This is a genomic window from Nannocystis sp. RBIL2 (assembly GCF_026626745.1).
In the GTDB taxonomy this organism is placed as follows: domain Bacteria; phylum Myxococcota_A; class Polyangia; order Nannocystales; family Nannocystaceae; genus Nannocystis.
The window spans coordinates 955,065-976,415 of sequence record NZ_JAPNJW010000001.1 but is presented as its reverse complement, the minus strand read 5'-3'; the positions used below and the strand labels follow the sequence as shown (position 1 = coordinate 976,415).

General features: G+C 71.8%; 14 protein-coding genes. 6 read left to right on the top strand and 8 right to left on the bottom strand.

Going from position 1 to position 21,351, the window contains the following annotated elements; genetic code table 11:
- Positions 1-145 precede the first annotated feature (145 nt).
- Positions 146-952, bottom strand: coding sequence for an ABC transporter ATP-binding protein (locus tag OV090_RS03890; protein WP_267702108.1), 807 nt, complete (start codon positions 950-952; stop codon positions 146-148).
- Between the two features lie 120 nt (positions 953-1,072).
- The gene (locus tag OV090_RS03885) at positions 1,073-1,858 is read right to left on the bottom strand and encodes a GNAT family N-acetyltransferase (RefSeq protein ID WP_267702107.1); all 786 of its coding nucleotides are present in this window, start codon (positions 1,856-1,858) and stop codon (positions 1,073-1,075) included.
- Positions 1,859-2,026: 168 nt separating this feature from the next.
- Between OV090_RS03885 and OV090_RS03880 the strand changes: the two genes are divergently transcribed.
- On the top strand, positions 2,027-3,754 hold the full coding sequence (locus OV090_RS03880) for a hypothetical protein (protein WP_267702106.1): 1,728 nt from the start codon (positions 2,027-2,029) through the stop codon (positions 3,752-3,754).
- 254 nt (positions 3,755-4,008) lie between these two features.
- Here the strand turns inward: OV090_RS03880 and OV090_RS03875 are convergent, their stop codons facing one another.
- Entirely contained in the window at positions 4,009-6,759 is a 2,751-nt protein-coding gene (locus OV090_RS03875) for a serine/threonine-protein kinase (protein ID WP_267702105.1), read from the bottom strand.
- A gap of 1,127 nt (positions 6,760-7,886) precedes the next feature.
- On the opposite strand from OV090_RS03875, the gene guaD reads away from it, so the two are divergent.
- Positions 7,887-9,182, top strand: coding sequence for a guanine deaminase (guaD, locus tag OV090_RS03870; RefSeq protein ID WP_267702104.1), 1,296 nt, complete (start codon positions 7,887-7,889; stop codon positions 9,180-9,182).
- An 8-nt stretch (positions 9,183-9,190) separates the two neighbouring features.
- The gene (locus OV090_RS03865) at positions 9,191-10,612 is read left to right on the top strand and encodes an aldehyde dehydrogenase family protein (protein WP_267702103.1); all 1,422 of its coding nucleotides are present in this window, start codon (positions 9,191-9,193) and stop codon (positions 10,610-10,612) included.
- A 73-nt stretch (positions 10,613-10,685) separates the two neighbouring features.
- Here OV090_RS03865 and OV090_RS03860 read toward each other — a convergent pair whose 3' ends face one another.
- Positions 10,686-11,489 carry an SDR family oxidoreductase gene (locus OV090_RS03860; protein WP_267702102.1) on the bottom strand — a complete coding sequence of 268 codons (804 nt, stop codon included), beginning with the start codon at positions 11,487-11,489 and terminating at the stop codon, positions 10,686-10,688.
- A gap of 87 nt (positions 11,490-11,576) precedes the next feature.
- Here OV090_RS03860 and OV090_RS03855 point away from each other — a divergent pair, with 87 nt between their 5' ends.
- Entirely contained in the window at positions 11,577-11,957 is a 381-nt protein-coding gene (locus OV090_RS03855) for a helix-turn-helix domain-containing protein (RefSeq protein ID WP_267702101.1), read from the top strand.
- Positions 11,958-12,240: 283 nt separating this feature from the next.
- Here the strand turns inward: OV090_RS03855 and OV090_RS03850 are convergent, their stop codons facing one another.
- The 3 genes from OV090_RS03850 to OV090_RS03840 form a co-directional block, all read right to left on the bottom strand.
- Entirely contained in the window at positions 12,241-12,609 is a 369-nt protein-coding gene (locus OV090_RS03850; protein ID WP_267702100.1) for a hypothetical protein, read from the bottom strand.
- Between the two features lie 563 nt (positions 12,610-13,172).
- The gene (locus OV090_RS03845) at positions 13,173-14,555 is read right to left on the bottom strand and encodes a DUF1552 domain-containing protein (RefSeq protein WP_267702099.1); all 1,383 of its coding nucleotides are present in this window, start codon (positions 14,553-14,555) and stop codon (positions 13,173-13,175) included.
- Positions 14,556-14,569: 14 nt separating this feature from the next.
- The gene (locus OV090_RS03840) at positions 14,570-16,342 is read right to left on the bottom strand and encodes a DUF1592 domain-containing protein (RefSeq protein ID WP_267702098.1); all 1,773 of its coding nucleotides are present in this window, start codon (positions 16,340-16,342) and stop codon (positions 14,570-14,572) included.
- A 169-nt stretch (positions 16,343-16,511) separates the two neighbouring features.
- Here OV090_RS03840 and OV090_RS03835 point away from each other — a divergent pair, with 169 nt between their 5' ends.
- Positions 16,512-17,042: a 2'-5' RNA ligase family protein gene (locus OV090_RS03835; RefSeq protein WP_267702097.1), complete on the top strand. Its 531-nt coding sequence runs from the start codon at positions 16,512-16,514 to the stop codon at positions 17,040-17,042.
- A gap of 60 nt (positions 17,043-17,102) precedes the next feature.
- Entirely contained in the window at positions 17,103-19,181 is a 2,079-nt protein-coding gene (locus OV090_RS03830; RefSeq protein WP_267702096.1) for a hypothetical protein, read from the top strand.
- Positions 19,182-19,770: 589 nt separating this feature from the next.
- Here the strand turns inward: OV090_RS03830 and OV090_RS03825 are convergent.
- Positions 19,771-21,345 (bottom strand): hypothetical protein, encoded by a 1,575-nt coding sequence (locus tag OV090_RS03825; protein ID WP_267702095.1) that lies wholly within the window; start codon positions 21,343-21,345, stop codon positions 19,771-19,773.
- Positions 21,346-21,351 lie beyond the last annotated feature (6 nt).

Genomic DNA, 21,351 nt, shown 5'->3' with positions numbered 1-21,351 from the left:
GAGGCGAGGTGCCGGCGCCAGGCGAGGGAGCGGGGAGATGTGGGGAGGAGGAAGGCCGGCTGCGGCGGCGGGGCGGGGATCGGCCGGGAGAGCTGTCCCGAGGGACTTGTGTGGAGGGACAGGTGCGAAGGGACAGGCGGAGAGGTCAGGTCCGAACAGGCAGGTCCGAAGGGTCAGGCGGGGCGGCGGCGCGCAAGTGGGCGCGGACGTCGGCGGCGATCGCCGCGAACTCGGGGCTGCCGATCAGGGCGGCGCGGCGCGGGCGCGGCAGGGCGATCGGGATGTCGGCGACCACGCGGCCGGGGCGGCCGGAGAGGACGATGACGCGGTCGCCGAGCAGGACCGCTTCGGCGACGCTGTGGGTGACGGCCAGGGCGGTGAAGCGGTCGCGCTCCCACAGGCGCAGCAGCTCGTCGTTGAGCCGCTCGCGCGTGAGCTCGTCGAGGGCGCCGAACGGCTCGTCGAGCAGGAGCAGCTCGGGCCGGGTGACGAGGGCGCGGGCCAGGGAGGCCCGCATCTTCATGCCGCCCGAGAGCGCAGTCGGCGGGGCGGCGGCGAACTCCGACAGGCCGACGAGCGCGAGCGCGGCGTCGGCGGCGGTGGTCTGCTCGGCTTTCGGGGCGCGCGCGAGCTCGAGCGGGAGGCGGACGTTGGCGTGCAGGCTGCGCCACGGGAGCAGGGTCGGATCCTGAAACACGAAGGCGACCGCGCGGCGCGCCCGGGCCCGCTCGGGGGCCTCGCCCGCGACTGTGATGGTGCCCGCGCTGGCGGGCGCGAGGCCGGCTGCCACGCGCAGGAAGGTCGACTTGCCGCAGCCCGAGGGGCCGATGAGGGCGAGCAGCTCGCCGCGGCGGACGACGAGGTCGAGGCCGCTCAGGGCCTGCACGCCGCCCGCGAACTGCACGCCGAGGCCGCGGGCCTCGATGTGCGGGGCTGGGGCCGGCTCGGTCACGCGGCGGACGCTAACACAGCAGCGGACGCGACGCACAGGCAGCCGGACGGCTTCGTGGTGACGGCGATCGGCGACACGGCGCGACGGACGAGCGAGGCGCTCGGCGTCCGGGTGGCGGCGTCAGGCCTTGCGGGGGCGCGAGCGGCGGGCGCGGGCGGGCTTGGCCGGGGGCGCTGGGGGCTCGGGCTCGGGCTCGTCTGCCTCTTCGGGCATGTCCTCGAGGTCCGGTGCTTCCGCACCTGTCGTTTCGGACATGTCCTCGGAGCCCTCCTCGGCCTCGGGCTCGGGCCCGGCCTCGGGCGGGTCGGACGGGGCCGCCTCGAGGCCGCTGTTGCGGAGGGTGCGGGGCGGCAGCAGCTCGGGCTCGCTGACGACCTTCTTGGCCAGGAAGATGGCGGCGTCGATCTGGGAGAAGCTGCGGGCGCGGTAGAACTGGAGCGCGCGCTTGTTGTTGGCGGCGACCTCGAGGACGAGGTGCGTGCAGCCGCGCACGCGGGCGAGGTGCTCGAGCTGCTCGATGACGAAGCTGCCGATCCCGCGGCCCTGGAAGTCGGGGTGGATGGCGATCTCCTCGACGAACAGCGGGCGCATGTCGCGGCTCTCGAAGTAGCGCTCGTTGATCCAATTGTCGGAGCCGATGACCTCGTAGGCGCACTCGGCGTAGCCGACGATCACCGGGGCGTCGCCCTCGTGGATCTCGAACAGCAGCTGCTCGATGCCCTCCTCCTCGTAGATCTCGAGGAAGCGGGTCTTGGTGCGGGGGCGCTGGTACTCGACGGTCTCGCGGTTGACCGAGCGGAACACGCGCTTGAGGAACTCCCACACCTTGTTGAGGTCGCGGCGGTGGATCCGGCGGACACGGATGGTCGGCTCCGTGACGGCGGGCGCGGGCTTGCGGGAGGCCACGGCCGAAGTCTAGCACCGCCGAAGGGCCGCTCGTCCGCCTTGCGTGTCTGCGCACGTGCGTGGCATGCTCGGCCGATGCGTCCCCGCGCCGCTGCGTCCGCTGCCGAGCCCGCGCGCCGGCGTGGCCGACGTCCCGGCGCGGGCCTGCGCCAGATCGGGCTCGGGTGCGTGGCCGTCGCGCTCGCTTGCGGACCGGACGAGCAGAAGTCGCAGAAGGTCGAGGCGAACCCGAACATGCCCGACCGGGTGCAGGCGCCTGCGCCCGCGCCGCGCCGGCCGGAGGTCAGCGACTGCCCCGAGGCGCTCCGCGAGCCGGAGCAGGTCGACCGCGTGATCGGCTCGGCCTGCAAGTCGGTGACGGTCCACCCGGGCTACCGGATCGAGAACGGGTCGCTGACGATCGAGGCAGGGGTGACCCTGCAATTCATGCCCGACGCCGAGCTGGCGGTCGGCTTCGAGCGCCCGGCGACGCTGCACGTGCGCGGCACGCCCGAGTCGCCGGTCCGCTTCACGGCCGCGGGCGATCAGGCCAAGCCGGGGGCGTGGAAGGGGATCGCGCTGTACGACCACGCCGACGGCTCGGAGATCGCCGGGCTCGTGCTCGAGTTCGCCGGTACGGACCTGCGCGGGGCGATCTACGTGCAGGCGACCGACGTGAAGATCGACGGCTCGACGGTGCGCGACAGCCAGAACGTGGCGGTCCACGTCACGTCGAAGGGCCACGTCAGCAGCTTCAAGGGCAACCGGCTCGAGCGCGTGAGCTCGCCGGCGCTGCTGCTGCCGGCCCGCTCGGCCGGGTCGGTGACGCCCGACAACACGTTCCCGCCCGACTCGGTGATCCACGTGCTCGGCGGGATGATCCGCGAACGCGCCCGCTGGGACGTGCCGAAGGTGCCGTTCGTGATCGGCGGGGTGATCGAGATCGAGGGCCCCGACGACAAGCACGAGGCGATGCTCGAGCTGGCCCCGGGGACAGTCCTGAAGTTCGACGACGACGCGTACTTCACGGTCGGCTACGACCACCCGGCGGCGCTCATCGCCGAGGCGGCGGGCAAGGAGCCGATCGTGCTGACGTCGGCGACGCGCGAGACGTCGCACGCGTGGCGCGGGGTCAACCTCTACCGCTCGGCCACCGCGAGCTTCAGCAACGTGGTGTTCGAGTACGGCGGCCAGCGTTCCGACCGCGGGGTGGTCTACGCCAACAACGAGGCGCGCCTCAGCGCGAAGGGCTGCACGTTCCGCGACAACGGCGGCGGGGTGACGCTCCAGGGCGCGAACGTCCGCCTCGGCGAGTTCCGCGACAACACGTTCGAGCGCTCGCACCCGGCCTTCGACGTGAGTCCGCAGCTGTTCGGGATGATCCCGGCCGAGAACAAGCTCGACGCGGCGACGACGGTCCAGGTCGAGGGCGGCGAGGTCAGCAAGGACGCGGTGTGGCACGATTTCGGGGTGCCGATCGAGGTCAAGCGCCCGGTCTCGGTCGACAACCAGGCGACGCTGACGATCCGCGCCGGCGCCAAGCTGCGCGTCCACGACGGCTTCTCGCTCGGGGTCGGCGAGTTCGGCGGCGGCTCGCTGCGCGTCGAGGGCACGGCCGAACGCCCGGTGCAGATCTTCGGGACCACCGATCGCCGCGGGACGTGGGACGCGATCCGCCTGTACGAGAAGGCCCGCGGCAACCTGTTCGAGCACGTGCAGCTGCGCAACGCCGGCGGCGAGGGGGCGATCAACGTCGCCATGGGCGTCGACGCTGTGGTCCGCGACGTGTCCTGCGTGCGCTGCTTCAGCCCGACGCTGACGTGGGCCTGCGGCTCGCGCGTGACGTCCGAGCGCGTCACGGGCGGGGCCGAGACGCCGGCGGCGACGCTGCCGCCGTTCGGCTGCGATCCGTCTTGAGGCGGGCTGTCGACGGGCCGGCGCTCGGCGGCGCGGGTGAGAGCTCGCGAGACAAGAGGTAATTTTTGAGCCGTAAGGGCTGGTTTGGGCGGACAAAGGTACATATATGCACCTTTGTTTCCGGCCGCGAGCGTCGGTGCATGAGCAGGCGAGAGCGCGAGTGGGATGGATGATGAGCGCGCTGGCATGACGCATGGAGCATGTCGACGAGGACATGCTCCGAAGAGCATGCCCATATGGACATGTTCTTCGAGTCATGGCCTCGAGGGCATGTGCGTCCGCGGGCCGGCGCGGGTCAGCAGGCGCTCGCTGGCGGCCAGCGGGCGGGCGAAGCTGGCGCCGGCGCTGCGGTAGAAGGCGAGCGCGGCCCCGAGGTGCGGGCGAGCGGCGGCCACGGCGGGAGGCGTGGCGGTCAGCAGGGCCTCGGCGAGGGTGCGGTGGGCGCGAGCGAGGCGCGGGGCCCAGTGCGGGTCGTCGGCGGCGAGGACGGTGAGCTCGGCGACCGCGGCGGCCAGCGGGACGCGGGCCTCGAGCGGTCGGCCGCGGACGAGCAAGTTCTGGCCGAGGACCAGGCGCAGCTCGGCGATCTCCTCGCTCGACCAGGTGGCGTCCGGCATGCGCGCGAGGGTGGCCTGGAGGTGCTCGACGGCGGTGTTGTCGTCGACCAGACCGGCGAGGCCGCGGTAGCCGGCGAGCAGGGTCGCCTCGGGCCCGAACAGGCGCGTGCCGGACAGCTCCGACAGCTCGGCGGCGGCGCGGAAGACCGAGGCGGCGTCGTCGTCATAGCCGATCTCGGTGGCGGCGCGGCCGAGGTGGAAGAGGCACCGCGTGCGGCGCACGAGGTCGTCGGGCAAGAATCGCTCGAGCGCGACGCAGCCGGTCTGGAGGATCGACCAGGCCTCGCCCGGCTCGGCCAGCTGGGCGGCGGTGATCCGCGCCTCGATCGTGGCGGGGTGGACGACGCCGAGCTCGGCGTCGAAGATCTCGAGGGCGCGCGCGAGGAGGTCGTCGCGCGCGGCGCCCGGCTCGGTGACGGAGGCGAGGTTGAGCAGGGTGTAGCCGACGTCGCGGTGGCCGGCCGACAGGGCGCCCTGGCGCACGCTCAGGGCCTCGGTGAAGTAGCGCCGCGCCTCGGCCGAGTTGCGCTGGGCGAGGTTGGCGACGCCGAGGTTGTGCAGGACGAGGCCGCGCAGGGCCTCGGGGGCGGCGCCGCGAGAGGCGAGGGCGAGGGCGAGGGGCTCGTCGGCGAGGGCGCGAGCGACCATCTCGGGCCGGCGACTGGCGGCGACGATCCGCGAGGCCACGGCCTCGGCCGCGATCGCGTCGCCGCGCGACTCGATGCCGCTGCGCATGGCCCGGGTCAACCACTCGAGCTCCTGGCCGGTCTCCTCGGAGGTGTTGAGCGAGAGCCGCCCGCGCAGCAGCGCGACCTCGGCCCGCAGCGGGGCGTAGCCGATCTGCTCGGCGGCGGCCTCGATGTCGACGGCCTGATCGACCGCGTCGTGGATCCGCCCGAGCTTGGCCAGCGCCTCGGCCCGCGCCATGTGATTGCGCAGGTCGGCGACCCGCTCGCCGAGCTCGGGGTCGTCGGGCGCGGGCGGCTCGGCCTTGAGAAAGGCGAGCTCGTGACAGGCGGAGGGCGGCACGAGATCGCTGGCGGCGCCGAGCGCCCGCGGGGCCATGTCCATGTCGGCGATCGAGAGGGCCTTGACGGTCTCGTCGAAGGCGTCGCGCCGGCGATCGAGGCAGCGGCGCTGGCGATCGAGCAAGGCCTCGGTGTAGCGGCCCTGGTGCTCGGCGAGGCAAGTGTCGCGGTGGTTCTCGGCCCACGAGGCGGCGAAGCGATCGAGCTTGTCGGCGACCCTGGGCCACAGCACCGCGGCGTAGTTGGGCGCCGCGTCGCGCAAGGCGGTGGCGACGGCGTTGCGCTGGGCCGGGCCCCACACGCGGGCGATGTCGGCGTCGGCGTCGGCACACGGGGACTCGGCGGCGGCCTCGGGCACGAAGGCGAGGCCGGCGGCGCCGGCGGTGAGGGCGAGCGCCAGCGCGGCGCCGACGACCCGCCAGGTCCGCCCGCGCGACGGGACGAGCGCGCCGAGCAGCGCCTCCATCGACGGGTAGCGGTCGCGCGGCTCGGTCTTGAGGCCGCGCATGAGGGCAGCGATCAGCCACGCGGGCACGCCGTGGTTGCGCGGTGGAGGCCGCAGGTGGCCGTTGGTGATCGCGTGCGAGAGCGCGAGGATGTCGTTGCCGGCGAACGGCGGCAGGCCGAACAAAGCCTCGTAGAGGGCGACGCAGAAGCTGAACTGGTCGGAGGCCGGCTCGGCCGCGCCGCCGCGCCAGCGCTCGGGCGCGAGATAGGCGGGCGTGCCGAGGATGTCCTCGCCGTCGTCGCCGACGCGGATCCGCATGCTCTGACTGGCGCCCGAGGACAGGTCGAGCAGGCCCGGGCGATCGGGGGTGGCGCGCACGAGCCCGAAGTCGAGGACGCAGGCGCGGCCGGTGGCGTCGATCATGACGTTGCCGGGCTTGAAGTCGCGGTGCAGGAGGCCCACCTCGTGGGCGGCGGCGAGGCCTCTCGCGGCCTGAGTGAATACGTCGTGGATCTCGCGCCAGGTCCGGGGCCCGGCGGCCAGCCAGGCCGGCAGCGCGGCGCCGCGGATCAGCTCCATGGCGACGTAGACCTGGCCCTTGATGACCCCGGCCTCGAGCACGGTGATGACATTGGGGTGGCTGACGCCGGCCATCGCCTGAGCCTCGCGCAGCAGCCGGATCTGGCCCTTCGACCCGGTGTCGGGCAGGACCTTGATCGCGACCTTGCGGTCGAGGAGCTCGTCGTAAGCGGCGTAGACGACCGCCGTGCCGCCGCCGAGGCGCTCGAGGATGGTGAACCGACCGAGCCGCGGAGGCAGGGTCGCAGGGACCGAGATCGCGACACCAGGCAGCGACTGCGTGATGTCCACCGAGATCCCCGACGCGTCCGTATCGGGAATGATGACGCTCATGGGACTCGACCAGTCTTGCACCGACCCGCACACACGCCCCAACCGCGGCGTCGCGAGGCCGATGCGGCGCGTTCAAGCGGCGCCGCCGGCCCGTGGCGCGTGTCCGCCCGACCGCGACGCGCAGCGGGCGCTAAACATCGCCTGTCCCAAAGTTCTAAATTGATGTGGGCGACGAAACGCCGGCAGAAGCGCGCGCAAGGCGGTCAGACCGCCGTTCTTGCGGATCGGTCGAGAGCCCGCGATTGTGCGACGGATCAAGGATCGAGCGGCGATCGTGGCGACGAAAGACCGGGTATTTGCGGGTGCGCCGGGCATGGAAGCGATTGTGGCTCGTAAGCGAGACGGAAGCGGATCACGGACGTCGCGCGACCGCGAATGGCACTTGTGCAATGCGCCACGAATGAGGGGTTATGGAACGGTCGAGCTCGCCGCCGGCGCGTGCGGCCTGCGTGGCGATAGAGCGGACCGCGACGCTGGAGCCGCCGCGCTGGTTCGAGGGCTCCACGACTGCGAACGCGTGAAGGCGGGGCGCGAGGGCGCCGGCGTGGTCGGCGTCACGGTGGCGGCGAGCGAGCGGCGGGCGGGGCTCAAGTCTCGCGCGATTGTCGACGTCGGCGCGGGGACGTCGGCGGCGATGGATGATATGTCTTTATGGACAGGTTGATGATGGGCCAGGCGGCGGTGAGGACGGCGGTGAGACTCGTTGCACAGGTTGCGCAGGATTGCGGCGCGCCGGCGGGAGCGGTGAGGGATTCGCGGTCGGCGCCGGCGAGGTCCGGGCGTGTCGCCGGCGGCTCGCGGGTCGAGGGCGGCGAGGGCGGCGAGGTCGATGGAGGGCGAGTGCGGGTGGCTCGTGGCGTTGCGAGCGGTGCTCGACGATGCGAGTTTGCTGGAACGGGCGGCCTCGTGATCGCGCTCGCGGAGGCACGCAGGACTCGCGGGCGGCGCGAACACGACATCGCGTTCGCGGAGGCTCGCGGGCGGGGCGAACACGGGGTCGAGATCGCAGAGGCGTGCAGGCGAGGGCGCGAACACGGGGTCGCGCTCGCGGGCCGACGCAGGACTCGCGAGCACTTTGGCGCGCGACCGGATTGCGCGCGGCGGCGGCAACGGGCACCTTCGGCCGGATGTCGACGATCACCGACGGCCCCGCGAAGACCCCGTCCCGCGCCCGCGTGCTGCGGGGGCGCATTTTGTGCCCCGATCCGCGGCAGGCGAGGATCGAGCGCATCGCCGACGGCCTGCTGACGATCGGCGAGGACGGACGGATCGCCTCGATCGCGCCGGCGCCGGAGGATTGCCCGCTGCCGCAGTCGTACCCGGGGGCGGTGATCTTGCCGGGCTTCGTCGACACCCACGTCCACTTCCCGCAGACCCGCGTGATCGGCAGCGCCAGCGGGCCGCTGCTCCTCTGGCTCGAGCGGACCGTGTTCCCCGAGGAGCAGCGGTTCCACAGCGTGCGCTACGCGGCGGCGGTGGCGTGGGAGTTCTGCGAGGCGATGATCCGTCAGGGCACCACATGCGCGGCGATCTACGCCTCGAGCCACGAGGCCGCCACCGACGTGCTGTTCCAGGAGCTGAGCCGCTGCGGGCTGCGGGCGCTGGTCGGCATGACTCTGATGGATCGCGGGGCGCCGCCGGGGCTGCTCGTCGGGGCCGACGAGGCGATCGCGGGCTGCGAGAGGCTGATCGCCCGCTGGCACGGCCACGACGGCCGACTCGGGTTCTGCGTCACGCCGCGGTTCGCCCTCAGCTGCACGCCGGAGCTGCTGCGCGCGGCCGGGCGGCTGGCCGAGGCGCACGGGTTACATGTCCAAACGCACCTGTCCGAAAATACTGATGAGCTGGTGCACACCGCGGCGGCGTTCCCGGCGGCCCGCGATTACCTCGAGGTGTACGAGTCGCACGGGCTCAGCGGGCCGCGCTCGTTGTTCGCGCACTGCGTGCACTTGTCGGACGGCGAGTGGGATCGACTGGCGGCGGCCGGCGGGGCGGTGGCACATTGCCCCGACAGCAACTTCTTCCTCGGCAGCGGTTGCATGCGCCTGCGGGCGGCCACCGGGCGGGACATCCGCGTCGGGCTCGGCACCGACGTCGGCGCCGGCCGTAGCTTCTCGCTGCGCCAGGTGGTCGCGAGCGCCTATGACGCGAGCCTCATCGCCGGGGCGCCCGCGACGGCCGAGGAGCTGTTGTGGCTGGCGACGCGGGGCGGAGCTTGCGCGCTGGGGATGGCGGCCGAGCTCGGTTGTCTGCAGCCCGGTTACTCGGCCGATCTGGCGGTGATCGACGCGCCCGAGATCGCGGCCGCCGACGGGCTGTTCGACGCCCTGGCGTTCCGGCGCGACGCGGCGCCCGCCCGCGCGGTGTTCGTCCGCGGGGCGCTGCTGCGGGGCGCGGTCGCTGCCGGTCCCGAGGTGGTGTAAACCGAGGCATGCTCCGCGAGACATATCCCCTGTTCCTCGGCGGCCGCGCGGTGCAGGCCAACTTCGACCTGCCCGTGCTGGACAAGTTCTCCGGCGAAGAGGCGGCCCGCGTGGCCCAGGCCGACCCCGGCACGCTCGACGCGGCGATCGCCGCCGCCGCCGGGACGACGCGGGCGATGGCCGCGCTGCCGCCCTATGCCCGCCAGGCCGCGCTCGAGCACTGCGCGCGCCGGTTCGAGGAGCGCGCGGCCGAACTGGCGCGGGTGCTGTGCATCGAGGCGGGCAAGCCGATCCGCGACGCCCGCGGCGAGGTGGGCCGCCTGATCGAGACGTTCAAGGCCGCAGCGGCCGAGGTGACGCGCCCGGCCGGCGAGGTGCTGGCGATGGCGAGCAGCCCGCGCCTGCAAGGCTACCGTGGCCAGTGGAAGCGGGTGCCGATCGGCGCGTGTTCGCTGATCGCGCCGTTCAACTTCCCGCTCAACCTGGCGGCCCACAAGATCGCGCCGGCGATCGCCGCGGGCTGCCCGTTCGTGCTCAAGCCGGCCAGCGCGACCCCGATCTCGGCGCTGCTGATCGGCGAGGTGCTGGCCGAGACGGACCTGCCCGAAGGGTCATGGTCGATCGTGCCGTGCCCGCGCGCCGGCGCCGACGCGCTGGCCAGCGACGACCGCCTCAAGCTGCTCAGCTTCACCGGCTCGCCGGCGGTCGGCTGGGCGATGAAGGCCCGCGCCGGCAAGAAGAAGGTGGTGCTCGAGCTCGGCGGCAACGCGGCCTGCGTGGTCGACGAGACCGCCGACCTCGAGAAGGTGGTGCCGCGGCTCATCACCGGAGCGTTCTACCAGTCGGGCCAGAGCTGCATCAGCGTGCAGCGGATCATCGCGCACTCGTCGATCTACGCCGAGCTGCGCGAGCGCCTGGTCGCGGCCACCAACAAGCTGCGCGTCGGCGACCCGCGCGACGAGGACACCTTCATCGGGCCGATCATCTCCGAGAAGGAGGCGGGCCGGATCGCCGGGTGGATCGACGCCGCGGTCAAGGCCGGCGCGCGGCTCCTGTGCGGCGGCCAGCGCGACGGGGTGATGGTGGCGCCGACGCTGCTCGAGAACGTGCCGCGCGACCAGCCGATCGCCGCCGAGGAGGCGTTCGGGCCGGTGGCGCTGCTGCAGGAGTTCGCCAGCTTCGACGAGGCGCTGTGGCAGGTCAACGACAGCAAGTTCGGCCTGCAGGCGGGCGTGTTCACCCGCGACATCGACCGCATGCACCAGGCCTGGGACTCGCTCGAGGTCGGCGGGGTGATCATCAACGACGTGCCGTCGTTCCGCGCCGACCCGATGCCCTACGGCGGGGTCAAGGAGTCCGGCCTCGGCCGCGAGGGGCTGCGCTTCGCCATCGAGGACATGTCGGAGATCCGGATGCTCGTGGTGCGGTGACCGGCGGGATGTCCGTTCGAGCATGTCGCAGAGGACATGCTCGAACGGACCTGTCATCGCCGCCCGGGCGGGCTCACACGACCGGGACGGTGCCGCCGTCGATGGTGGTCTCGCTGCCGTGGATCGAGGCGGCGCGGTCGGAGACGAGGAAGGCGACGAGCTCGGCGACCTCCTCCGGCCGGCCGGGGCGGCCGATCGGGATGCCGCCGAGCGAGGTCATGAGGCCGTTGCGCGCGGTGGCCTCGTCGGTGCCGGCCTCGGCGGCCAGGCGGACGACGAGGGCGTGGGCGGCGGCGGTCTCGACGTAGCCGGGGGCGATGCTGTTGACGCGCACGCCCTGGGGGCCGAACTCCTTGGCCAGGCCCTTGCTGTAAGTGCTGAGGGCGGCCTTGGCTGCGGCGTAGGCGAGGGTGGACTCGTAGAGCGGCATGCGCCGCTGGATCGACGAGACGTGGAGGATGACGCCGTAGCGCTGGGCGACCATGCCGGGCAGGAAGGCGCGGTCGAAGCGGACGGCGGCGAGCAGGTTGAGGTCGAGGTCGTGGCGCCACTGCTCGTCGTCGAGGGCGAGGGCGCCGCCGCCGGGAGCGGTCGAACCACCGGCGTTGTTGACGAGGATGTCGAGGCCGCCGAAGGCGTCGGTCACGGCGCGGACGACCCGCTCGGCGCCCTCGCGGGTGGAGATGTCGGCCTGCACGAACAGGGCCGGCTCCTGTCCTTCGGGCAAGGCGGAGCGCGCGGTGGTGGCGACCGAGGCGCCGCCAGCGGCGAGTCGGCGCACCACCGCGGCACCCATACCCTGCGTGCCGCCGGTGACGAGGACGCGCTTGCCGGTGAATTCGCGGGGGTCATAGAAGAGAGGCGTTGCCTGGCTCATGGGTCAGTCTCCGGACGAGCGTACGCGCGGCGCGTCGTTCGCCGCCGCCGATTGCTCGGACCGCGAAGATGGGACTAGTCTGCGGGAGTGACAAGTACGCACGAAAAAGTCAGCCACTCACCCGCAGGTAAGTCCGAGCCGCTGACGCCGGAGACGGCGGCCGAGGCGGTGAGCGAGGCGCTGGCGCTGCTCGAGGGGCGCTGGAAGCTGCGGATCTTGTTCAACCTGTTCGGCGGCAAGGTGCTGCGCTACTCGGAGCTCGAACGCGCCATTCCGGAGGTGTCACAGAAGATGCTGGCGCAGCAGCTGCGCCGGCTCGAGAGCGACGGATTGGTGCAGCGCGAGGTGTTCGGCGAGGTGCCTCCGCGCGTCGAATATCGCCTGACCGATTGGGGCCAGTCGCTGTGCCCGACCCTCGATTCGCTGCTGCGCTGGTCGGCGCGGCGCGAGGCGGCGGGCGTGGAGTGAGCGGGGCGCGGTGAGCCGAGGGTAGCGGCTGTCGCTTCGGACAGGCGCTCTTCGGTCGTGAAGGGGCTGTCGTTTCGGACAGGTGCTCGCGGCTGTGATGGGCTGTCTCTTCGGACAGGTGGTCCGCGCTTGGCTGTCGCTTCGGACAGGCGCTCCGCGCTTCATGGCGGGCTGTCTCTTCAGACAGGCGAGCCGGCGCTACCCGAGATGCGACGTCGGGGCGCGGTCGCGACGAAGCCGCCCGGAGTCGCAGGACGCCGGGCGGACGGGGCTCGGGCGCGGTTCAGCGCAGCGAGTTGCGGAGCCGCGGGATGGTGTCCGGGAGGACGACGCTGACGAGGATGCCGAGCGGCGCCTTGATGCAGTCGACGGCCATGCCCATGCGGTACTTGTCGGTCAGGTCGACGACGATGATCATGACGTTGCCCTCCTCGCCGAGGCGTAGGAGCGTCTGATAGACGAAGTCGGGCACCGGCAGCTGGGACTTCTTGAGCGCCTCCGTGATTCGTTCACAGAGGATGTTGAAGAGGGCGCACGCCTTGGGCGAGCTGCGGATGCCGGCGACCGACATACCGGACGTCTTGCTGAAGACGTCGATGGTGGCGAGGCCGCCCATCAGGCCGTCTTCGATCTCGGTGAGGGTCGAATTCACGTCTTTCAGGTTCATCTCGGTGTGCCTCTCGGGGCCGCGATCAGCGAGCAAGACCACACTACATGGAGCCGGGGTCCGATCGGTGGGGAGTCGGCGAGAAAGCGGTCCTGCCGTTCCACGGGCACGTGTGCGTCGCGGGTTACACGCGTTCCGCGAAAGCGGCCGCAGGGCCACCTCCGCGGCGGTTTGGCGTCGCGCGGGGTTGCGCGAATGGCGCCGGACGGCGAGAAATCCCCCTTGGTCTGGGGGCATCCGGGGGCCTGGGGGGCCGGCGGCCGTAGATCACCCCCGCCCCGGTCCTCGCGGGTCGGGCGGTCAGATGTCCTGCACGTCAGGTGGTGCGGAGGGGGGTGGCGCGCTCGCAAGGGAGGGTCGGCGGCTGTCCTTGAGGGCAGGTCAGGAGCGCTCGCCGCCGCGCGCCGGTCGATCGAAGGCTGTCCTGCGGGACAGGTGATGCGCGGCGGCGGCGGTCTCGAGAGTGGACCGGACGTCGCGACTGCGGCGAGGCCGGGTGAGCCGACCTCGCCGCGCGGGCTGTCCTTGCGGACAGTTTTAGATGTCTCTCAGGCCAGGAGGGCGGCGCACGGGGTGTTGGAGTAGCCGTCGCCGTCGGCGTTGGTGGCGCCGACCTCGGTGGCCTCCGGCACGACCGACTGCAGGCAGGCGAGCAGGATGTCGGAGGTGTTCTCGCTCGACTGCGAGTGGTAGTGCTCGGCGGGGTAGCGCAGGGTGCCGCCGCCGCGGCCGGCGACGATGCACGGCTGGTCGAACACGCTGTGGGTGTAGCCCGAGGCGGCGTCGCTGCCGAGGATCACGCACGAGTTGTCGAGCAGGTTGCCGTCGCCCTCGACCGACTCCTTGAGGCGGTTGAGAAGGACCGCGAAGCACTCGACGGTCTTGATCGTGGACTGGTCGACCGCCTCGTTGTCGGCGGTGTCGTGGGTCATGTCGTGGTGACCCTTGGCGTGGCCGAGGCTCTTGAAGACGTGGTAGCCGACCGAGCCCGAGAACTGGATGCTGACGATCCGTGTCAGGTCGCAGCGGAACGCCTCGATGATGATCTCGACCATGGCCGCGTTGACGAGCTCGATCGGCTCGGCGCCGTCGATGTCCATGTTGGTCTCGATCGGCATGCCCGGCAGGGTGCAGGCCGGCGGCAGGGTCTCGATCTGCTTCTTGATCTGCTCGACGCTGGCGAGGTGGGCGTCGAGGCGGAGCTTGTCGGCGCTGCCGACCCGCAGCTTGAGCGCCTTCACGTCCTCGCGCACTGCGTCGAGGATGTCGACGCGCGGGCCCTTGGTCGGGTCGTCGGGCGGGACGAAGCTCTCGAACAGGGCGGCGAACGCCTCCTGCGGGTTGAAGAACGGCGGCAGCGGCTGGTCCGGGCCCTTGTGCGAGAGGTACTGCAGGGTCGGGCCCTCGCCGGTGATGACCCGCTTCGACACCGCGAGCTGCAGCGACGGCAGGAAGGTCTGACCGCCGACGGCGGCGGCGGCGACCTGGTCGATCGAGGGGCCGCCGAACTTCGACGAGTAGCTGTTCTCGGCGTGCGGCAGCTCGATGAACGGGAAGCCGGAGAAGAAGCCGGCGCAGCCGTCGTGGTGGCCGCGGCGGTGCTTCGAGGAGGCCTTGATGTCGAAGCCGGTGAGCAGGTTGCAGTAGTCGCGCACGCCCTCGAGCGCGGCCAGCTGCGGGGTCAGCGGGTAGCCCGGGCCGGTCTCGGCGGGGGCCCAGCGGTTGCCCTTGCCGACGTCGGCGGGGTCGACGAGGGCGACGCCGTTGCCGAAGTGCCAGGTGATCATGCGCCGCGGCAGGGCGGTGCCATCGGCGTGGGCGGTGCCGTTCGAGTTGAGCATGGCCTCGAGCAGCGGGAGCGCGAGCGCGACGGAGGTGCCCCCGGCGACGCCGCGGAGCAGGGTGCGACGGCTGAGTTGATGGCGCTTCATGACTCGTGCTCCTTTCACTCCGGGGTGCCCACGCGCAGGAAGGCGGGGCTGGCGACGAGCTCGGCGAGGAGCTCCTTCATGCGGTACTCGTTGTCCTCGAACGCCTGGTCGAGGTCCTTCAACGCCTCGGCCTCGCCGGGCACCTCGAGGTGGCCGGTGGCGTGGCGGAACAGGTTGCGCACGAGGCAACGCGTGACGGCCGGGCTCTCGCGCAGGAGGCCGCCGAGCTCGCGGGCGCCGTCGAACTCGCCGAGGCCGTCGAGGTTGCTGACGGTGTCGAGGGTGACGCCGTTCTCGACGAGGCGGAACACGCCGATGCCGTCGAAGTTCTCGAGGCCGAAGCCGATGTCGTCCATGAGCTTGTGGCAGCCCGAGCACGAGGGGTTGGTCTGGTGCTCGGCCAGGCGGTCGCGCATGGTCGGGTAGTCCTCGCCGACCGGCAGCTCGGTGACGACGTCGGGCGGCGGCGCCGGGATGCCCTGACACATCAAGACCTCGCGCACGAACTTGCCGCGCAGGGTCGGCGAGGTGCTGCTGATGTGCGCGTAGGCGGCGAGGAAGCCGCCCTGACCGAGCAGGCCCCCGCGCTTGCTGTCGACCGGGAGGTCGAACTGCTGCCAGGTGTCGCCGAGCACCGCAGGGTCGGGGATGAGGCCGTAGAGCGCGGCGAGCGGGCCGTTGGCGAAGGTGTAGGGGGCGTCGAGGAAGTCGCGGAAGTCGGCCTCGCGCGTGAAGGCGATGTCGTCGATGAGCTTCAACGCCTCTTCGCGCATGGCGGTCCCGAGCGCGGGCGACCAGGCGGGGAAGGTGGCGGGATCCTTCGGCAGGGCCTCGAGGGTGCGCAGGCGCAGGACCTCGGCGAAGAAGCCGCCGAGGGCGCCGCGCGCGGCTGGCGTTTCGAGCATGGTCCAAGCGACAGCCCGCACCGAGTCGGCGGTGGCGAGGCCGTCGCCCTCGCCGAGGTCGATGAGCTCGCGCGTCGGGGTGGTGTCGAGCAAGAAGAAGCTGAGGCGCGTGGCGAGCTCGACGCCGGTCAGCACCCGCTGCGCCGGATCGTCGGGATCGGGCTCGCCGACCTCGACCTGGTAGAGGAAGTAGGGCGACTGCAGCAGGCCGGCGACGGCGTACTCGCGGCCCGACTCCCAGTTGCCGAACGCCAGCGCGGCGTCGCGGCCGACCGCGCCGTAGCGATCGATCTCGGCCTGCGTGAGGCTGCGGCGCCAGGCGACGCGGCCGAAGTTGGCGACGAACTCCTTGTGACAGGCCTCGTCGTCGGCGCCGGTCGGCACACAGGTGTGGTAGCTGGCGAGGATGGCGTCGTCGGCGGCGGACGCGACCTTGCGCGCCGACTTCTCGTAGGTGTCGACGGCCTGGTCGTTGAGCGCGAGCTGGGCGGCGCCGATCGACTCGAAGCCGTTGAGCGCGCTGTCCGGCGGGGTCTCGACCACGGCGGCCGCGGCGTCGCCGAGCAGGTAGGCGACGGAGCTCCGGTACTGGCGCGCGAGCAGCAGGCGCAGGCGCGCGGGGGCCGGGGCGAACTCTTCCCCACCGCCGTCAGTCGGGTCGGTACCTTCGGTCGGATCGCCGTCGGTACCGGCGGAGTTCGGCCCGCCGGTCTCGGTGGGATCCTCGCCGCCGGTCAGGGTGGGGTTGCTGGCGCTCTGTTCCTGGCCGGCGCCGTGATAGCAACCGCTGGCGAGGCTCGCCGTGAGAGTGAGAAGGACCGCGAGTTCACCCGGACCTTGTGGCCTGGATGGTGCGCGGGCGAAACGAGGCTGCCTGGGCATGGGCGGCTCCTTGCTGGGGGATCCACCATAAGGAAGGTCAAGAATTGCGTCCACGGCGCGCACCGTGAGGGGGGCTGTCTACTGAGGTTCCCTGTCCGCAGAAGACCCCACGCGCCGAGGTCGGGCCGTGACGCGCCCGCGAAAGCGTTGTATTACCGATCTTGGAGCGATGAACCTCGTCCCGCCGACGTACATCTGCCTCGACCTGCCGGAGCCGCAGGCGTCGGAAGTGATGGCGCTGCGGCGCCGCTACTGTCAGCGCCTCAAAGACTTCCCGCCCGAGATCACGATCACGGGCTCGAGCGGCGTGGGGGCGATGCTGCCGCAGCTCCACTGGGACCGCGTCGAACCCAAGCTCGAGGCCTTCGCGCAGGAGTGGGCGCCGATCCGCGCGAGCCTCGGCGGGATGGTCCGCTTCCCGGACACCGACATCTTCTGCCTCAGCATGTCGGACCCGATGCCGTTCATGGCCCTCCACGAGGCGCTCAAACACTCGGGTATCGCGTTCGAGGAGAGCCAGTTCCCGTTCTTTCCCCACTGCACGATCCGCATGGCGGGGCCGCTCACCGACGCGGACATCAGCGCGCTGTTCTCGTTGACCGTCCCCGGCGAGTTCACGATCGCCGAGCTGGTCCTGTATCAGCGCACGCCCGACGACCGGATCGTCCGCGTGTGGTCGCGGCCGCTCGCCGGCTCGTAGGCCCGTCGGCCGGCGAGAAGGTGTTGCCGGTCGGGCCCGCGCTCGGGTACTCGGTCGATCGTGCGCAGATCGAGCCTCGTATCCCTCGTCACCGTCGGCCTCGTCGCTTGCCAGGATCCGGCCGTGAGCAGCGCGACCGACGGCGCCTCGACCACCGGGGCGAGCTCCGAGATGTCCGAGACGACAGGTCCGACGGAACCTGTCCCAACGACCTCGTCATCGGGCAGCTCCGGATCTACTGGCGCGCAGGACGGTTGCCCCGAGGGCTGCGCGACGGACGAAGCGTGCGTCGGGGGGAGCTGCGAGGCCGTCGGTCGCGCGGACATCGAGGCCGGTTGCCACCCGCTCGGCGACCCCGCAGGCCGCGGCCAGTGCGTGTACCCGTGGCCGTCGAACTTCTACACGACGTCGTCAGGCGACAGCCCGACCGGCCTGGCAGTGGCGTTGCCGGCGGCGCTGCTGCCGAAGAACACGCAGCAGGCGGAGTTCCCCGCAGACGAGTTCATCAACGGGAAGCCGGGGTTCACTCCCAACGCGCAGATCCGGTTCGCGTCGGCGCAGCCCATCGACGGGTCGTCGCTGCCGCCGCTCGGTGACATCGGAAGTTCGCTGGCCGACGAGGCGCCGATCGTGCTGCTCGAGGTCAGCTCGGGGGAACGCTGGCCATACTTCGCGGAGGTCGATGCGACGGCCGTGGCAGGCGAACCACAGACGATCTTCGTGCGGCCGATGCGACAGCCGCGTGCGGGCGAGCGCTACGTGGTCGCCGTTCGCGGGCTGCGCGATAAAAACGGCGAGGAGATCCCGACCTCGCCGCTGTTCCGCGCGCTGCGCGATGCGCTGACGACCGACGTGCCGCAGCTCGAGGCCGAGCGCGAACGCTACGACGAGATCTTCGCGACGCTGGCCGCCGCGGGGATCGATCGCGGGTCGCTGCAGCTGGCGTGGGACTTCACGACGAACACGCAGGCGGACCTGCAGCGCGACTTCACTGCGATCATGCCGCAGGTCGTGGCGAGCGCGGAGGCCGGGGACCTCGGCTACACGATCGCGGAGGTGAGCGAGTTCCCGGGCACGCAGGTGCCGCTGGTGGTGCGCGGGACGTTCACGGTGCCGAGCTGCCTCGAGGGCAACAGCGGGCCCGGGACTGTGTTCGCCCGCGATCCGGAGGGGCTGCCGGACTGCTCGAACACCGCGACCGCGAACTTCTGGATCGCGGTGCCGCAGGCGATCTACGAGGCGAAGACGCCGGCGCCGGTGGCGGTGTACGGGCACGGGCTGCTCGGCTCGGGCTCGGAGGCGGAGTCGGTGGCGAAGAAGAACGGGTCGCTCATCATGGCAGGGACCGACTTCTGGGGGATGTCGGAGGATGACATCGCGGCGGTGATCGGGATGCTCGGCGGCAACTTCGTCGGCGGCCGGACGCTGGGCGAACGACTGGTGCAGTCGACGGTGAACTTCACGACGCTGGCGTATCTGGCCCAGGGCGAGCTGGCGCAGGAGCCGGCGCTGCAAGGGCTGATCGACCCGTCGTCGGTGTACTACGTCGGCGGGTCGCAGGGCGGGATCATGGGGGCGACGGTGACTGCGATGGCGCCGAACCTGCGACGCGGCGTGCTGGTGGTCGGGGCGTCGAACTACTCGCTGATGGTGTGGCGCTCGACTGCGTTCGAACAGGTGAACTCGGTGTGGGCAGCGACGCAGCCGAGCACGCAGAACCGCGAGTTCCTGTTCGCGCTGTACCAGGCAGTGTTCGACGTGGCAGACCCGGTGACGTACCGCTCGCTGATCGAGGAGGCTGGCGATGCTCTGCTGCTCATCGAGTCGATCGGCGACGCACAGGTGGCAAACATCGCGTCGGAGGCGATGGCCCGCTCGTACGGGATGAGGATGGCAGGACCTTCGGTGTGGCCGGTGTGGGGGATCGAGGAGGCTCCGCCGGGGTTCACGGGGTCGGCGCTGCTGCAGGTCGATACGAAGAAGGGGCCGCTGCCTCCGGTCGAGAACCTGCCTGCGGCCGGGGACAATGGGGCGCACGGGGCGGCGGTCGACGAGCCGGCGGTGCAGGGGATCCTCGGGGCGTTCTTGCTCGAGGGGGTGGTCTCGAACTCTTGCGAGGGGGTTTGCGATCCGGGGTAGGTGCTCTGGTTCGCGTATTGCCGACTGCGCCTCGCGGGGGGTCCGGGGAAGGAGCGGCCGCGAGTTAACCGGCGGGATGGACGCTCGTGCCTCGCGCCCATCTCGCCTCTAATTCGCGGCCGCCCCTTCCCCGGACCCCTGGCACGGCTGCAGCCGTGAGAAGCCGCCACGCCGCCTCGGCTTCGCTGGCGGCAGTCGTCGGGAGCAGAGCTGGGGCGCCTGTTCGGCGGCCAGGGCTGGCCGCCGAACAGACGCTTTCTCGCGTCCTTTCGGCGTGGCATCTCCGCGCGGCGAGGGACTGCGGGTCGTGGCGCGGCGCGGCGTCGTGGCGCGGTGAGGGCTGGCGGTCGTGGGGCGGAGGCGCGTGAGCATCACGGCGCGGCGCGGGCTGGCAATCGGGGGGTGTCGGCGCGTGGGCATCACGGCGCGGCGCCGGCTGGCGGTCGGGGGGCGGCGGCGCGTGGACATCACGGCGCGAGGCGGGCTGGCGGTCGCCGGGCGGTGAGTCGGGGGTCGCTTCCGTGCGCATGGTCTGAAGGGCATGCTTGAAGGCCATGTCGCCGAGGACATGGCCTGTGGAGCATGTCCTTCAGGGCATGGCGTGGAGGGTCGGCTGCAGCATGCCGGCGAGGCAGCCGAGGGCGGGGGTGTAGTCGCTGTCGCAGACGGACTCGATGCAGCAGCGCATGGCGCGTTCGTTGACGGCGGTGTCGGGGTCGTCGGGGATGTCGAGCGACTGGCAGACTTCCTGGATCCGCCCGGGCGGGACGGCCTGGCCGGCGGGGCCGACGCAGCCGGGGCCGATGCCGAACTCGAACTGCTTGTCGGCGGGGGTGTCGCTGTCGCCGGGGAGGATGTCGTCGGGCTGCCAGTCGCGGTAGACGAGGGCGTCGACGCCGCCGACGAGGGGCTCGAACGGAGGGGCTTGGTTGTGCTCGGTGACCTGAGGGACGCCGCCGAGGACGAGCATGACGACTTCTTTGCCGTGGAGCTGGCGCAGGCCGGCGAGGGCCTCGGTGTAGCGGGCGACGGGCTGGAGGACGTGCTTGTCCTCGGACATGCACCACTCGTACTCGCCGTCGTCGTCGTCGTCGGCGCAGGTCATGCCGGCGTTCCAGCACACGGCGCTGGTGGGCTCGGTCCGCTGGCCGCTGCTCGGGTGGGACGGCCAGTACTTGCTGAACTCGGGGTCGTCGTGCAGCTTGGGGTCGAAGTAGGCGAAGTTGAGGGTGGAGCAGTCGGTCTCGTCGGTGACGAGGACGACCGCCAGCGGGGCGCCGGGGCGCAAGAAGGGCCGCTCGCCGATGTTCCACCGCGCCTCGAGGTCGAGCGCGCGCAGCATGGCCTCGAGCGGCGACTCCATGCCGCAGCCGTCGATGCCCTGGGGGCCGATGCAGGCGAGGGCGTCGGCCGCGGGGTCGCCCATGCCGTCAGGGTCGATGATGTTGTGGCTGGTGGGGCTGAAGCGGATGAACGGATCGGTGGGGATCGAGGGGGCGGCCTCGGAGCAGCGCGAGGTGCAGATCTCGGACATCACCGGCGGATCGGCGCCGAGGCCGGTAAACCGCGCCAGCCGGTCGGTGCACGGGGTGTCGATCGGCTGGCCGTCGGCGGCGTCGTAGTCGGGCTTCTCGAACGGCGTGCACAGCGGGTGCGGCACGTCGGTGGTGGTGACCATGATGTGCACGTCGGCGCCGACGAGCTGACCGTTGGCGTCGCTGAGGCCGCGCAGCAGCGAGACGAAGGCAGGGAAGCTGTCGGCGAGCTGGCTCTGCTCCTCGCCCATGGTGCCGGAGTTGTCGATGACGAACAGGACGTCGAGCTGCTCGCAGGCGCCGCCGTCGATGCAGCCGGTCTCCGGCGGCGGATCGTCGCCGGTGGTGACGGGCTCACCGGTGGTGCCGTCGGGCGGGTCGCCGGTGGTGCCCGGCTCGGCGGTGGTGGTCGGCAGCGGACCGACGGTGGTGTCGTCGACGTGCTGCGAGGTGACGACGAGGGTATCGAGCTCGACGGTGTCAGGGCCGTCGGTGTCGCCCGGGAGCTCGCCCAGCGGGCTGGGATCGAGGAGGCAGCCGAGGTGTACGAAAGGACAGGTGAGAACCACGGCGAGGCAGGCCCTCGCCGCGGAGGCGATCGGGCTGCGGTGCGTTCGGGAAGTGGGCACGGGTCG